The 14,259-nt window shown below is 68.8% G+C and carries 13 protein-coding genes; 8 read left to right on the top strand and 5 right to left on the bottom strand.

The window, feature by feature from the left end:
* Window positions 1-160 precede the first annotated feature (160 nt).
* From NO978_RS11780 to NO978_RS11795, 4 genes are read left to right on the top strand one after another with little or no spacing between them, the layout of a single operon-like run.
* Entirely contained in the window at window positions 161-814 is a 654-nt protein-coding gene (locus NO978_RS11780; protein ID WP_257299784.1) for an HVO_0476 family zinc finger protein, read from the top strand.
* A 1-nt stretch (window position 815) separates the two neighbouring features.
* Window positions 816-1,442 (top strand): protein-L-isoaspartate(D-aspartate) O-methyltransferase, encoded by a 627-nt coding sequence (locus NO978_RS11785; protein WP_257299785.1) that lies wholly within the window; start codon window positions 816-818, stop codon window positions 1,440-1,442.
* A 31-nt stretch (window positions 1,443-1,473) separates the two neighbouring features.
* A complete protein-coding gene (locus tag NO978_RS11790) occupies window positions 1,474-2,439 on the top strand; it encodes a bifunctional 2-polyprenyl-6-hydroxyphenol methylase/3-demethylubiquinol 3-O-methyltransferase UbiG (protein ID WP_257299786.1) in 966 nt (321 codons plus the stop codon).
* Between the two features lie 23 nt (window positions 2,440-2,462).
* The gene (locus NO978_RS11795; protein ID WP_257299787.1) at window positions 2,463-3,191 is read left to right on the top strand and encodes a protein-L-isoaspartate O-methyltransferase; all 729 of its coding nucleotides are present in this window, start codon (window positions 2,463-2,465) and stop codon (window positions 3,189-3,191) included.
* On the opposite strand, the gene NO978_RS11800 is transcribed toward NO978_RS11795, so the two are convergent.
* The 3 genes from NO978_RS11800 to NO978_RS11810 all read right to left on the bottom strand — a co-directional run bounded on the left by NO978_RS11800 (window position 3,188) and on the right by NO978_RS11810 (window position 5,477).
* Window positions 3,188-3,637, bottom strand: a complete 450-nt coding sequence (locus NO978_RS11800) for a hypothetical protein (protein WP_257299788.1) — start codon at window positions 3,635-3,637, stop codon at window positions 3,188-3,190. The two genes, NO978_RS11795 and NO978_RS11800, sit on opposite strands and share 4 nt — an antisense overlap.
* A complete protein-coding gene (locus tag NO978_RS11805) occupies window positions 3,637-4,890 on the bottom strand; it encodes a right-handed parallel beta-helix repeat-containing protein (RefSeq protein WP_257299789.1) in 1,254 nt (417 codons plus the stop codon). Before NO978_RS11805 ends, NO978_RS11800 begins: the two co-directional genes overlap by 1 nt.
* 149 nt (window positions 4,891-5,039) lie before the next feature.
* Complete coding sequence (locus NO978_RS11810; RefSeq protein WP_257299790.1) at window positions 5,040-5,477, bottom strand: halocyanin domain-containing protein; 438 nt, start codon at window positions 5,475-5,477, stop codon at window positions 5,040-5,042.
* 61 nt (window positions 5,478-5,538) lie between these two features.
* Between NO978_RS11810 and NO978_RS11815 the strand changes: the two genes are divergently transcribed.
* Window positions 5,539-6,627 carry an iron transporter gene (locus NO978_RS11815; RefSeq protein ID WP_257299791.1) on the top strand — a complete coding sequence of 363 codons (1,089 nt, stop codon included), beginning with the start codon at window positions 5,539-5,541 and terminating at the stop codon, window positions 6,625-6,627.
* On the opposite strand, the gene NO978_RS11820 is transcribed toward NO978_RS11815, so the two are convergent.
* Window positions 6,628-7,074 carry an Ig-like domain-containing protein gene (locus NO978_RS11820; protein WP_257299792.1) on the bottom strand — a complete coding sequence of 149 codons (447 nt, stop codon included), beginning with the start codon at window positions 7,072-7,074 and terminating at the stop codon, window positions 6,628-6,630.
* Between the two features lie 84 nt (window positions 7,075-7,158).
* Between NO978_RS11820 and NO978_RS11825 the strand changes: the two genes are divergently transcribed.
* Both NO978_RS11825 and NO978_RS11830 read left to right on the top strand, forming a co-directional pair.
* Entirely contained in the window at window positions 7,159-8,199 is a 1,041-nt protein-coding gene (locus NO978_RS11825) for an ATP-binding protein (RefSeq protein WP_257299793.1), read from the top strand.
* Between the two features lie 287 nt (window positions 8,200-8,486).
* Window positions 8,487-10,337 (top strand): ABC transporter substrate-binding protein, encoded by a 1,851-nt coding sequence (locus tag NO978_RS11830; RefSeq protein WP_257299794.1) that lies wholly within the window; start codon window positions 8,487-8,489, stop codon window positions 10,335-10,337.
* Between the two features lie 254 nt (window positions 10,338-10,591).
* Here the strand turns inward: NO978_RS11830 and NO978_RS11835 are convergent, their stop codons facing one another.
* On the bottom strand, window positions 10,592-13,594 hold the full coding sequence (locus tag NO978_RS11835) for a bacterio-opsin activator domain-containing protein (RefSeq protein WP_257299795.1): 3,003 nt from the start codon (window positions 13,592-13,594) through the stop codon (window positions 10,592-10,594).
* Window positions 13,595-13,727: 133 nt separating this feature from the next.
* Here NO978_RS11835 and NO978_RS11840 point away from each other — a divergent pair, with 133 nt between their 5' ends.
* Complete coding sequence (locus tag NO978_RS11840; protein WP_257299796.1) at window positions 13,728-14,141, top strand: hypothetical protein; 414 nt, start codon at window positions 13,728-13,730, stop codon at window positions 14,139-14,141.
* The last annotated feature ends 118 nt before the right edge of the window (window positions 14,142-14,259 follow it).

The following is a 14,259-nucleotide window of genomic DNA, read 5'->3' on the forward strand; positions in this document are numbered from 1 at the left end:
TTGTCGGAGGAGCTGCCTCGCATGGTTCACCGAACCTCGCGCCCGGCCAAATCCGCCCAATTTCCACGACGACAGCACGAACGAACCAAAACCGGGACAATCGTAACCACACGTACGGGCGGTCCGACGGCTTTTACCGCGTCGCGGTGTACTACGGCGTATGAGCGAAGTCGCCGACAGGCTCGCACTCCCCTGTCCCTCGTGTTCGCCCGAGTTCGATCGGGCGCACGAGGTGCTGAAGGAGCGCGGGCAGATGTACACGGTCCGCTGTACGGAGTGCGGGCACGTCCACAAGGAGCGAGTCGAGCCGGACGAGACGGCCGAGATCGACGTCGTCGTCAGTCAGGACGGGGACTCCTTCACCGCGACGGTGGAGGCCCCGGTCGACGAGACGGTCGCGACGGGCGAGGAGTTCATCCTCGACACCGACGAGGCCATCATGACGGTTCGCATCACGAGCCTCGAGCTCGACGGCGAGCGTCGGGTCGAGGAGGCCGAGGCGGGCGACGTGGAGACGTTCTGGACCCGCGCGGTCGGGAACGTCGGGGTCAACGTGACCATCCACCCGCGCGACGGTCGCAACAACGAGACGCGCTCGGAGCGCGTGCACGTCCCCGGCGACTACGAGTTCGTCGTGGGCGAGACGGAGACGTTCGACAACGACGAGTTCACCATCAGCGGCATCGCGGTGCGTGCCGACGCGGAGGGCTACTACCACGACAAGCTCGACCACGACGGCGACACGGTCGTCGCCAAGGACGCGAAGCGCGTCTACGCGTGGGACGAAGAGACGACGGCCTGGTCCGCCTGGTGAGATGAGCTTCGAGGCCGCCCGGGAGTCGCTGGTCGACCGACTCGACCGCCGGAGCGACGTCCGGCGGGAGTCGACGCTCGACGCGATGCGGGCGGTCCCGAGACACGAGTTCGTCCCGGAGTCACGCCGGAGCGAGGCGTACGCCGACCGCCCCCTGCCCATCGGGGACGGCGCGACCATCAGCGCGCCGCACATGGTCGCCATCATGGTCGACGCGCTCGACCTCTCGGCCGGCGACCGGGTGCTCGAAGTCGGCACCGGCTGTGGCTACCACGCGGCCGTCGCCGCCGAGGTCGTCGGCGCGAAGAGCGTCTTCTCCGTCGAGTACAGCGAGCGACTCGCCAGCGAGGCTCGCGAGCGCCTCGACAGGCTCGGCTACGGGGACATCGAGATCCGGACCGGCGACGGCCGCGAGGGCTGGCCGGAACACGCCCCCTACGATTCGGCGTACCTGACCTGCGCAGCGCCCGAGCTCCCGGACGCGGTCGTCGAACAGGTCCGTCCGGGCGGGGTCGTCCTCGGCCCCATCGGCACCGACCGGCAGCGGCTCGTCCACGCGACCCGGCGGGCCGACGGCTCGCTCGACCGCGAGGACCGGGGCGGCGTGCGCTTCGTCCGGATGCAGTGAATTATCCCCCTCCGGTCCGTCATCGCCGACCATGACAGAGGACCGGGAGACGCTGTTCCTGCTGTGGGCCGCTCGCGAGACGGGCGTCCTCGACGCGTTGCTCTCCGACGCGGACACGCCAGCGGCGGTCGCCGAACGGACGGACGTGACCGAACGCGCGGCCCGACTCACCGTCGAGGCCCTCGCCGACGCCGGCTTCTTCCGCGACGTGGGCGGCGTCTACGAGCCGACGAACCGCTCGCTGGGCTTCCTCGCGGCTGCCGACCTTCGCTCCGTTGGGCGCTTCCCGGCCGAGCTGGACGACCTCGACGCGCTCCGCCACCTCCCGGCGACGATGCGAGGCGAGGCACCCCCCGCTGGCTCCAGCGACGAACCCGCACCCGACGGCACCGCGACCGAGTGGACCCGCAACCGACTCGGCCGCGTGCAGGCGACCGATGAAGCGACCGTCCGGGCCTGCGTCACCGTCGCCCAGCACGTCGTCCCCGACGGCCAGGTCGTCGACATCGGCGGCGCGCCGGGCACCTACGCCGTCGAGTTCGCACGGCGGGGGTACGACGTGACCCTGCTCGATGCCGCCGACCGGCTCGACGCGTCGGCATCGCTGCTCGCCCGCGAGCCTGTGGCGACGGCCACCTGGAACCTGCCCGGCGACGACGGGGTCGACTCCAGCAGCCTCCCCGTCGAGGGAGTCAACTGCGCGTTCGTCCCGCTGCGGACCAGCGAGCGCTCGGCGAAGGCGAACCGGCGACTCGTCGCCGGGGCGGCCGACGCGCTCGCGCCGGGGGGCTGGCTCGTGGTCGTCGATTACCTTCGCGAGCGCTCGCCCGCCGCGCGCGAGGCGACCGTCCGTCGACTCGCACTCGGCTCCGGCGAGGCCCATGCGCCCACTGCCTACCGGGACTGGTTCGAAACTGCCGGACTACGGGCGGTTCAGGTGCGTGACGTCCCGGGAACGGACCGCCAGGCGGTGCTCGGGCAGGCGCGAGATTCTTAACTGAGCATCACGGAGCTTCGGGCATGGAGCCGGCGGCGCTGCGGGACGACATGGTCGACAGCCTCGAACACGACGCGAAGGGCGTCGTGGGCAGCGACGCGGTCGGCCTCGCGCTGCGGGAGGTGCCCCGCCACGAGTTCGTCCCCGAGGAGAAACGCGCGTACACCGACCAGTCACACGAGCACGCCGGCACCCGCATCCTCTCGCCGACCGCGGTCGCGCGGCTGTTCGAGGCGCTCGACGTCGACGCTGGCGACGCGGTGCTCGTCGTCGGCGCTGGCGTCGGCTACACCAGCGCGGTCGCCGCCGAACTCGCCGGCGCGTGCAACGTCCACGCCGTAGACATCACCCGCCACGTCGTCTACGAGGCGCGGTCGAACCTCGCGGACGCCGGATACGGGGAGGTACTCGTCGACTGCCGCGACGGCACCCACGGTCTCGCCGAGTACGCGCCGTTCGACCGGGTGCTGGTCGAGGCCGGCGCCGTCGAGCCACCGCGTGCACTCGTCGACCAGCTCGCGGACGACGGACGACTCGTCATGCCCCAGGGCGCGGCCGGGCAGACGCTCGTCTCCGTCGACGCCGACGGCGAGGTCGTCGGCGAGCACGGCCCGGTCGCGTTCGCGCCGCTGCTCGTCGAGGGCGAGCAGGCCGGCGCACTCGAACGGAACCGGACCGACCGCGAGGACCGCGAACGTGCCCAGGCCACCGTCGGGAACGGCTGGGAGCACGAGTGGATCGACTGGGATTAGGGACCCAGCCGACCCCGAACCGCCGTCCAGTTCTGTACCAGAAACGCCAGCAGCGCCGGCACCGCCGCGACCGCGAGGAACAGCACGAGCACGAGCAGGTCGCTGACGGTCAGGACGTGCGTCCACGGGCTGCCGACGCCGGCCATCCCCGTGACCGTGAACGTGTGGAGCTCGTACGCGACCGGGAACAGGGCCAACAGCGCAGCGAGCATGTACAGCCCACCCGCAAGGATGTCACGCGGTGTGGCCCGCCCGTACAGCAGGACACCGGCCGCCAGCGCGACGACGACGGTCGCGAGCTGACGAACACCGAAGTCCGTGACGACCCAGCCGGCGACGAGGCCGAGGACGAGCGCTTCGCCGGCGACGAGCGCCGTCGTCGCTGCGTCGTGGCGCTGGTCGAAGGGAGCGCGAGCACGCTCTCTGAGTGAGTCGACGGTCGACATCAGCGACGCACCGCCTCCCTGGGCGCCCGTTCTGGGTTCGGCATCGACTCGAGCTCGTCGAACGGCGGCTCCGGCGCGTTCTGCCAGTCGCCCATCGGCGCGTCGCCGTTCTCCAGCTGGAGGTACTGTTCGAGCAAGGTCACCGTCACGGCCGGGTCACCCCCGAGCAGTCGCAGGCCGCCCGTGAGATGTCCCGGGCGGCTGCTGCCCGCGTCGTTGTCGACGAAGCGGTTGTCGCCGGCCTGTGGCGCGCCGAGGGCGAGGTCGACCCGGCCCGACTCCGAGACGGTGTTCCCCCGGACGAGGTTGTTCCGCGGCCGGTAGAGGTTGTCGTCGATCATCGGGAGCACCGCGATGCCGTAGTTGGCGTGGCCCCTGACCTCGTTGTCGAACACCTCGTTGTTGATGCCGCCGGCGACGGAGATGCCGACGCCGCTGGTCGCGTAGCCGAAGGCGGCGTCGGGCGCGTCGTCGTTGCTGTTGTGCTCGACGAGATTTCCCTCGATGCGGGCGGCATCCTGCGGCGGGTCGGCTTCCGAATCGAGGGTGTTCGGCACGACGCCGGCCTTGTTGTGCCGCCAGACCGAGTTCGCGACCGTGAGGTACCCTCCCGCGTTGGTGCCGGAGTAGCCGATGGCGTTGTGCTCCGAACGGACGTCCTCGATGCGGGCGTAGCAGGGCTTGCACTGGCCGATGTAGAAGCCGGAGTCGGTGTGGCCCGATGCGTAGCAGTTGTCGTATCGCCCGTGGGTCGAGTCGATGTTGTAGATGCCGTACACCCTGTTGTTGTGCGCGGTGAGGTAGGAGCCACGCCAGCCGGTCACGCTCGACCAGAAGAAGCCGTTGCGCTGGTAGTTGCGTGCGGTCATGTTCTCGACGACGACATCGTCGACGGTCGCGAGCACGCCGTCCTCGCGCCGGAACTCGCCGTCGAGTATCACCTCGTTGCGGTCGGTGCCCCTGATCGTCAGCTGTGGAGTGTCGGTCACGCTGACCGCTTCGCGGTAGACGCCCGGGCCGACGAGGACGAGGTCGCGCGGCTCGGCGGCCTCGACGGCGGCCTGGATGCTGTCGTACGCCTCGGGGACCCGGTGGACGGTGTACTCCTCGTACTCCCGTGGCGGGTCCCGTCGTGGTTGGTTCGCCGGGTACTGTCCGCCCCCAGCGTCTTGGGCGAGCGCGGCTCCCGCGACGCTCCCCGTGACACCAGCCGCTCCGGCGAGTCGCAGCAGCCGACGGCGACTCAGCGGCATCGGTCTCCCCCTGATGTGTGTCCCATTGTATCGACCTCCCGTACAACGACGGCCGAGACCGACATAATTGTTACCAGGCACCACGCTGAAGCCGCGCCCCGTCCGCCGGCCAGCATGTCCGACGGCTAGCCTCGCCGACCGGTCGGGACCTACTCCTCGACGACACGGACGCCGCCGCGCATGCCGAGGTCGCGGTGCGGGTCACAGAAGTACCGGACGAGCGCCGGCTCGGTGAACGCGTGTTCGAACGTGTGGCCCTCGTCGTCGACGAGATCGCTCTCGAAGTCCCCACCCTCGGCCTGGACGTTGTGACCACCGCCGTTGCCGGTCCACTCCCAGACCACGGTCGTCCCCGGCGAGATGCGGATGGCCGCCGGCTCGAACGCGAGGCCATCGTCGGTGCCGACCAGCACGGTCGTCTCGGACTCGCCCGTCCGGTCGACCTCGCCGTCGTAGTTGTCCACGCCGTCGAACCAGTCGTCGTAGTCGGCGTCCGGCCCGTCGGACGAGCTACCACCACCGCCGAGGCAGCCCGCCAGCGAGCCTGCCGCCGCCGCGATGCCCGCGAGGACCCGTCGTCGCTGCATGCTCGGTCCGACGGTCAACCGGTACAAATAGTTTGGTACGTGAGGCCATGTCACAACTGCTATGCCGCTTCCCGTCGAAGCCGAGACGATGCGCCGCAGGACGTTCCTGGCTGCAACGGCCGGCACGGTAACGGTCTGGGGAGCCGGCTGTGGGGTCCTGGGAGCGGACGACTCGTGGCTACCGCCGGCGCTCGAGGACCCACCGGACGGCGTCTACCGGCCGACGAGCGCCAGCGAGGTCCGTGTCGTCGGAACCCGCGAGGCCGGGGACTACCGGTTCGGCCTCCTGTACAGCTACCCGAGCCGGTTCTGGGAGGTCGTCGGCCGGCAACGGTACCCCCGCTCGGTCGCCCCCGAGGACGCCATCCACCTGATGACGCTCGTCTGGGACCCGGAGACAGGTGTCGTTCTCCCCGACGTCGGGCTGACAGTCGAGGTGCTGCGCGACGGCGAACTCGTCGTCCAGAAGGCCGTCTACGCGATGCTCTCCCAGCGCCTCGGCTTCCACTACGGCGACAACCTCGCACTCCCCGGCGACGGCGAGTACACGGTCCGCGTCCGCGTGGGTGGCCTCGCAATCCGCCGGACCGGCGCGTTTGCCGGGCGCTTCGACGGGGCGGCGAGCGTCGACTTCGAGCTGGCGTACGACCGCGAAGAGCGGGACAGCATCGACCGGCGCCGGCTCGACGACGCCGGCGACGACAGACCCCTCACGACGGCCGACGCGCCGGGCGTCCCGCCGGCCGTCGCCCCGGCTACCGATGCCCTTCCTGCGAGGCACCTCGGCCGGAGGACGACCGATGGCGCGGCCCTCGACGCGGTCGTCTGCACCGGTGATGCCGTGGAACGCCTGGGCGTCGACGGCGATGCCTACCTCGCGGTGCTCGCACGAACGCCACACAACGACCTCGTGCTCCCGGGGATGGGGCTGCAGGCGCGCGTCGAGCGTGCGGACGAGACCGCCTTCGACGGGACGCTCTCCCGCACAGTCGACCCGCTGCTCGGTGCCCACTACGGCACGCCCGTCCCCGAACTGACGAGCGGCGACCGGGTCACGCTCACGGTGCTGACGCCGCCGCAGGTGGCCAGGCACGAGGGCTACGAGACGGTCTTCTTCGAGATGGAGCCGGTGACGATGGCGGTTCCCTGATCAGTCCTCGACCACCAGGATGACCGTGTTCGCGCGCTGGTCGGCGTACTCGCTGCCGGCTGGTGGTTTGATATCGATCTCCAGCGTGCCCTCGGCCTGGTTCGGGCCGAGTGAGGGGCTGACAGTCACCGCAGCAGTGCCGTTCTCCCCGGTGTTCGCCGTCTCGATGCCGTCGAGCCGTGCGGTCGAACCCTTCACCACGACAGTCGCGCCTTCGACTGGGTTCCCGTTGCTGTCGACGACGCGGATGCTGACGGTCTGCTCGCCGGGCGTGACGACGTCCGGCGTCGGCTGGGCGTCGACCTCGGTGACGGCGAGGCCGCCGATGCCCGAGATCATGTTCATCATAACCGAGAGGCTGGCGACACCGACGACGAGGGCGATGACGAGGCGAATCGGCAGTCCTTCGATGGCGCGGTCGTCGCGCCGGAGAGGTGTGAGTCGCACGCCGTGGTTGGCCTCGTGCTGATACTTGAACGGTGGGGTGGGCCGGTCCGACCGTTCAAGTACCATCCCGCGGCCAGACTGCCCATGGTCGTCATCGGACGCGACAGCGGGGCCGGCGAGACGGTCGAGTTCGGCCACTACCGTGCACCGGACGGGAGCGCGGGTGCGACGGTGGGGCTGGACTGCGAGTCCCCCCACGCCGCACTCGTCGTCGGGAAGCGTGGCTACGGTAAGTCGTACACACTCGGGGTGCTGGCCGAGGGACTGGCGGCAGCCGCGGGCGTCGCGCCGGTCGTCGTCGACCCGATGGGCGTGTTCGGGACGCTCGCGACCGACGGGTCGGCAACCGTCGTCACGGAGCCGCGTGTCGACCCCGACGCGCTCCCGCCGACGGCGTGGTGCGAACTGGTCGGACTCGACCCGGAGTCCCCGGGCGGGGCCGTGCTCTGGCGTGCCGCTGCGGCGGGGACGACCATCGACGAGATACGGGAGCGGCTGGCAGCACTGGACTGCGACCGGGCGGCCCGCCGAGCAGCCCGGAACCACCTCGACCTCGCCGCCTCGTGGGGCGTGTTCAACCCGGACGGGCTCGACGCAACGGCGTTGGCCTCGGGCACGGCGACGGTGCTCGACGTGTCGGGGCGACCGACGGCGGCGGCGAACGCGGTCGTCAGGGCGACGGCGACCGCGCTCTACCGGGCACGGGTGCAGGGAACCGTCGACCGGCTCCCGTGGCTCCTGCTCGACGAGGCGCACGCCTTCTTCGACGGTGTCGCGGCACCCGCGCTGCGGACCCTGCTGACGCGTGGCCGACAGCCGGGGGTGAGCCTCGTCGCGGCGACGCAGCGCCCGAGCGCGCTGCCGGCAGTGGCAGCCTCGCAAGCTGATGTCCTGATTGCACATCGACTCACCGACCGACGTGACCGCGAGGCACTGGCACGAGCGCGCCCCTCGTACGTCGATTCGGCGCTGACGGAGCGGATGCCCACCGAGCCGGGCGAGGTTCGCGTGGTCGACGACGCCACCGAGCGATGCCACGCGGTACAGGTCCGCGAGCGGCGCACGCCACACGACGGCGATAGCCCGAACGCGAGCGCGGTCGTTCCGGAGCGAAGCCTCAAGTGATAATTTGACTCTTCACCGGCCTTAATACCCGTCCAGTCTATGGATTTACTGTCGACAGGAACGCCGCCTGCTGTCATCCCCACCCCGATTCAGCCCCCGCGACTGCGTTGCAGACCAGCCAGCTCCTGTCGACAGCCACTGCTTCGTCTTTTTGGAGAAAAGTGAAATCAGATTTTGATATTTACTCCTTGGCCGGTTTTATTTTCATTGATAAGGTTTTTCCTAGGACTAGGTGCCACTAGTGTTTACAGCGGCTTTTTGACACGAAAGACCGAACCGGTGGGTGTATGTCAGACGACCAGTCCCTCCAGCGCCGGAACTTCCTCAAAGCGACCGGCGGCGCGGCGACAGCCCTGGCCCTCGCGGGTTGTACGGGCGACAACAACACCGACGACGAGAACACCGACGACCCCGGAACCGACACCCAGGGGACCGACACCCAGGGGAGCGACGACGATGGCTTCGGCGAGAGCGACCGGACTCTCAAGCTCACGAACGCGACGATGAGCACGCTCGACCCCGTCGCCTCGACTGACGTCCCGAACGGGCGAGTCATCCAACAGGTGTTCGAGCCGCTGATGAACTACCCGAACGGTGAGATAGAGGTCGAGACGCTGCTGGCGACGGATTACGAGGTGTCCGACGACTTCACCACGTACACCTTCAACATCAAGGAGGACGTCCAGTTCCACAACGGCGACACCGTCACCGCCTCGGACTTCGTCTACTCGTTCGAGCGGCTCACCGCCTCCCCGAACTCTCGTCGCGCGTACTTCGCCACGTCGGCGCTTGGCATCGAACACGAGACGGACAGCGAGGGCAACTACGAACCCGGCACGCTCGGCGTCACCGCCGTCGACGAGACGACGCTCGAGATCCAGCTCTCCTCGCCGTTCCACTCGGTGCTTCCGATGCTCGCGTACACCGCCTTCGGTGTAGTTCCCGAGGGGCTCGTCGACGACACACCGGGCTACGACGGCGAGATGGGGTACGACGAGTTCGCACAGAGCAACCCGATCAGCGCCGGGCCGTTCACGTTCGATAGCTGGGAGACGAACACGATGGCCGAGGTCAGTCGCTTCGACGATTACCACGGTGATGGGCCGCTCATCGGTGGCGTCCACTGGCAGATCATCACCGACACCGACGCGCTGTACAACTACGGCCAGAACAAGAACGCGGACCTCCCGCCGATGCCGACCTCGAAGTACGACCCGAACATGGTCTCCATCGACAGCGAGGACGAGCTCGGCCGACAGATCGGGACCTACGGCCCGATGCAGAACGGCGAGACGGCCGAGTACGCCGCCGTCCCGACCATCAACACGTTCTACATCGGCCTGAACGCCAAGAACGTGCCCAAGCCCGTCCGGGAGGCCATCGCGTACGCGATGAACCAGCACGAGGGCGTCGAGCAGGTGTTCAAGGGCCGCGGCGAGCCCGCGTACCACTTCAGCCCGCCGCGCATCTACCCGGGCGGGACCAGCGCGTACGACGAACACGCCGAGCAGAACTACCCCTACGGCTACGGCGAGTCGCTCCTCGACGAGGCCCAGCAGGTGATGGAGGACGCCGGCTACGGCCCCAACAACGAGTACGAGATCACGTTCACGACCTACACGTCACCGACGTGGCAGGGCCTCGGTACGATCCTCCGGGACAAGCTCGTCAACGCGCACGTCAACATGAACCTCGAGGAGGCGCCGTTCTCGACGCTGCTCAACCGTGGCCGCAACGGGAACCTCGCCGCCTACTCGCTGGGCTGGTCGATGGACTGGCCCGCCCCGGACAACTTCTTCGGCCAACTCGTTCCGGAGCTCACGAACACCGACCGCGAAGGTGGTGCCCGCGGTGCCTACATCGACTGGGACGACGTGGAAGACGGCGCCGTCGACCAGATGAACAGCGCCTGGGATACCGTCCAGAACAACCAGGCTCCAAGCGAGGACGACGCCGCGACCCGCGGTGAGGCCTACGTCCAGATGGAGGAGGCGATGTGGGAGGACATGATACTCCTGCCCTGCTACCACCGCACGGACGAGCGCTTCGTGTACGACTGGGTTGACATCGACCCGTACGGTGCCAGTGGCGGCAGCCGTCAGAAGTACAACCAGGTCACCATCGGCGAGCGGAGCTGAACGTCCGCCCCGACGGTCGTTCCAGCCGCAACCGCCGACACCGGTTCCGGTGCTCATTTTTGCTGGGCTACAGCCGCCTCGCGAGCCACGCGACAGCGAGGGCTCTCGTCGGATAGTGCTTCAGGAAGGGGGGGTTGGGGGGAGTATGGGGGTGGCGACAGCGGTTCGCTGCTGATTCGCCGACTAATCGTATGGGTGGGATGGGATTAACAGTTTATTCTAATCGGTTAGTGCACTCGTCCGGGCGGCACTAATCAGTTAGAGCCAGACTCGAACACCCCGCTCACCAGCTTGCGTTCGGCCGCACGCAGGTGGTAGTGGTAGGTCGGCGGCGTCACGTCGAGCGCCTCGGCGAGCACTTCCCCGGTCACCTCACGGGGCCAGTCGTAGAACCCGGCGTAGTAGGCGCTCTGTAACGCCTCGAACTGGCGCTCCGTCAGCTCGCCCTCGACCCAGGACCGATGGGTGCGGTGCTGGCGGTTCGCCTGCCTCGTCTCCCGCCGGGCCGCGAGCTCCGTCGTCGGGTAGGACTCGCTCAGGTCGTTCCACAGGCCGCGGGTGTCACCGCCCTGTGGGAGCTCGACGAGCAACGTGACGACGCCGTCGGTGGCTGACAGCGACTGGACCGTCCCGTCGTACTCCCGAAGCAGCTCGAACAGCCGTGGCTCAGTCAGCCGCATCTCGAACAGTGCCGTATCGCCGTCCTCGTTGATGCAGGCCACCGACGGCACCGACGACCAGTCCGCGAGCGTCGACTCGACGAGCTCCGGGTCGATCCCCTCGGTCCGGACGAAACAGAGGTGGGTGCCGTCGGGCCGGGCGACGGAGCCATCGAGCCGAATCGTCCCACCGACGGCCGCCGACAGCCGCGAGAACGTGAACCGTTCGTCGGCCACGTCGAACTCCAGCTCGACGACGCTATCCGTGACGAGCGCCCGCGTCCGCTCGACCGCGTGGATGGCGTGTCCGATGGTCTCACCCAGCTCACCGAGCACCGCCAGCTCCTGTTCGGTCACCGTCTCGGGCGTCGCGACGTGCAACACGAGGACGCTGTAGACGCGCTCGTTGTCGACCAGCGGCACGGCGACGACCGTCTGGAAGCCGTACGTGAGCGCCTCCGTCCGGCGTTCGCTCCACTCGTCCGTCAGCACGTCATCGACGACGACCACCTCCTGCGTGTCCACGGCCTGCCGGACGAGGGTCCCCTCCGGCGTCGGGTCGTCCACGTCGTCGTCTATCCGGTCGACGTAGTCCGCGTCGGTGTTCGACCAGGCGAGCGGCGTCATCGCGCCGTTCGGGCCCTCCGCCTCGGCGACCCAGACGGCGACGTACGGCTCTGCCTCGGCCAGCCGGTCACAGACCGCCTGCTCTATCTCCCGACGGGTCGACGCCTGCGCGACCGCCCGGTTCACGTCCCGGACGATCTTGTTCGTGTGGTTCAGCTTCCGCAGCTCCTCGTTCTGCTGGGTCAGCCGGCTGTCGTGGTCGCGGAGCAGCTGCTCGCGCTCGGCACGGTCCATCGCCGCCTCGGTGTTCGCCGCGAGGATGTGCAACAGCTCGATTGTCGACTCCCCGAACCCCTCGGCGGCGTCCGAGACCGCCACCAGCGCACCGTGGGTCCCGAGTGGGATCACCAGCTGGCTCTCGACGACGTCGTCCAGCCCCCCCGACCCGTCCGCCACGTCCGGGAAGTACCGCGACTCCCCCTCGCTGAACGTCTCCCAGACGTGGCCAGCCCCGCGCTCGACCGTCGGCGGTGACCCCAGCAGGTCGCTCGTGCTCGGCGTCGTCGCCGCCGGTTCGAGCTCGCCGGTGTCGCTCTCGAACGTGTAGACGACGAGCGCGCTCAGCCCCAGCAGGTCCGCCGCTGTCTCCGCAGCCGTCTCGCAGATATCCGCCCGCGTCTCCGCACGCATCAGGTCCCGGGAGGTCTCGTGGAGCGTGTCCAGCGTCTCCTCGTAGCGCTTGCGTTCGGTCACGTCCGTCGCCACCGTCAGCACCGCCCGTTCGCCCTCGTACTCGATGGTCCGCGAGGTCATCTCGACGTGGACGACCGACCCGTCGTGACCGACGATCCGTCGCTCCCGACGTGTCGGCTCTGCCTCACCCGCCAGGGTCCGTGCCATGGCTGTCGTGACGACCTCCTCGTCCTCGGGATGCAGCAGCGACGACAGGTCGGAGCCGAGAAGCTCCGTCTCGTCGGCGGCCCCGACGAGCGAGACGAACGCCGGATTCGTGTAGACGAGGTCGCCGTCCCTGTGTACGACGACCGCGCTCGGTGAGACCTCGACCAGCGTTCGGTACCGCTCGCTGCTCTCCTGGCGCTCACCCTCGATGACGTTGCGCTCGATGGCGCTCGCGAGTACCGTCGCCACGTTCTGGAGGAACGTCACGTCGTCCTGCGTGAACCGTCGATGCGTCCGGGCGTGCGCCTCGACCACTCCCCAGTCGGAGCCGCGCAGGCCGACCGTCGCACACGCACCGCTCCGGAGCTCCTCCACCTCGGCCGCGTCGCTCGTATCGAACCGGTCCTCCGAGGAGAGGTCGTCGACAACCACGACCGGCTTGCCGTCGTCGACCGCGTACTGTGCCTGGCCCGACGGCGGCGCGTCCGGCCGCCATCCGACGGCCGCCTGCGTCCTGAGGCCCGCGTCCGACTCCGGGAGCGAGAGGATGCGGACGTGGCTCACGTCGAGCGCCCGCGCGACCCGACGGACCGTCGTCTCGAACAGCACGTCCAGCTGTGGCTCGTTCAGCGCCTGCTGGCCGATGGTCGCTACCGCCTCCTGCTGGCGAACCCGGTCCTGCAGGGCGCTCTGGGTCCGGTACTGCGCCACCGCGTTCCGTATCTGGTTCCCCAGCAGCGCGTACCGCTCGCGACCCGGCTTCTTCTGCAGGTACTGGGTCACGCCCGCCGCGATGGCGTCGCTGGCGATCTCCTCGCTCCCCTTCCCGGTGAACAGCACGAACGGCAGCCGGTCGTCCCGCTCGCGAACCGCCTGCAGCAGCTCCAGCCCGTCCATCTCGGGCATGTCGTAGTCGCTGACGATGCAGTCGACCTGTCGTCCCGGGTCCTCGACCACCTCGATTGCTGCCGACCCGTCCGGGACGACCGTCACCGTGATGCTGTCGTCCGCCCGCTCCAGCATCGTCTTCGAGACCGACGCGAAATCGGCATCGTTGTCCACGAACAGCACCGACACCTCCTCGACGGTCGGCGTCCCGGCCACGAGTTCGCCGAGCCCGTCCCTTGCCATGGGACCCATTACGCCACAGGAGTACTAAAGGATTAGAGCCAACGCACCCGACAGACACTGGCGCTCGGTATCGGTGACTCGAGAACTGGATAGAATACATACACTTTTGCCGTGCCCCTTCGACCAGTGCCACATGCGAAGACGCGCCTACCTGACCGCGAGCACACTCTCACTGACCGCACTCGCCGGCTGTAGCGGCCTCCTCGGCGGCGGGAACGACGCCGGTGACGACCCCGAAGCGACCGCCGTGGCCTTCATCGAGGCACTGAACGACGGCGACCGCGAACGCGCGAACGAACTCCTCCATCCCGAAACACCTGGCCAGGAGGTAACCGAGGAAGGCGCCTCACAGAACGCAGAGGTCGACATCAACATCGACGATACCGAGGTGCTCACGTCGGACGACGACGTGGCCGAAGTCCGCGTCGACCTCACCATCTCCGGGCCCGACAGCGAACAGTCCGAGTCGCACTCCATCGTCTACGAGCTCCGGACACACGACAGTAACTGGCGAATCTGGTCGCAGGGGAGCGCCGACGAGCAGTGATACCCTGACTTGTTCGCGCCCTCGGTGCTGCATCGTCGTCTGCCGAGAAAACGCCAGAGGCGGGATTCGAACCTCGGTCGGACGTGCCGTCCTCCCTGATTCAAAACCCGCTACGGTC

Origin of the sequence: Haloarchaeobius sp. FL176, assembly GCF_024609245.1 — an archaeon.
Classification (GTDB): domain Archaea; phylum Halobacteriota; class Halobacteria; order Halobacteriales; family Natrialbaceae; genus Haloarchaeobius.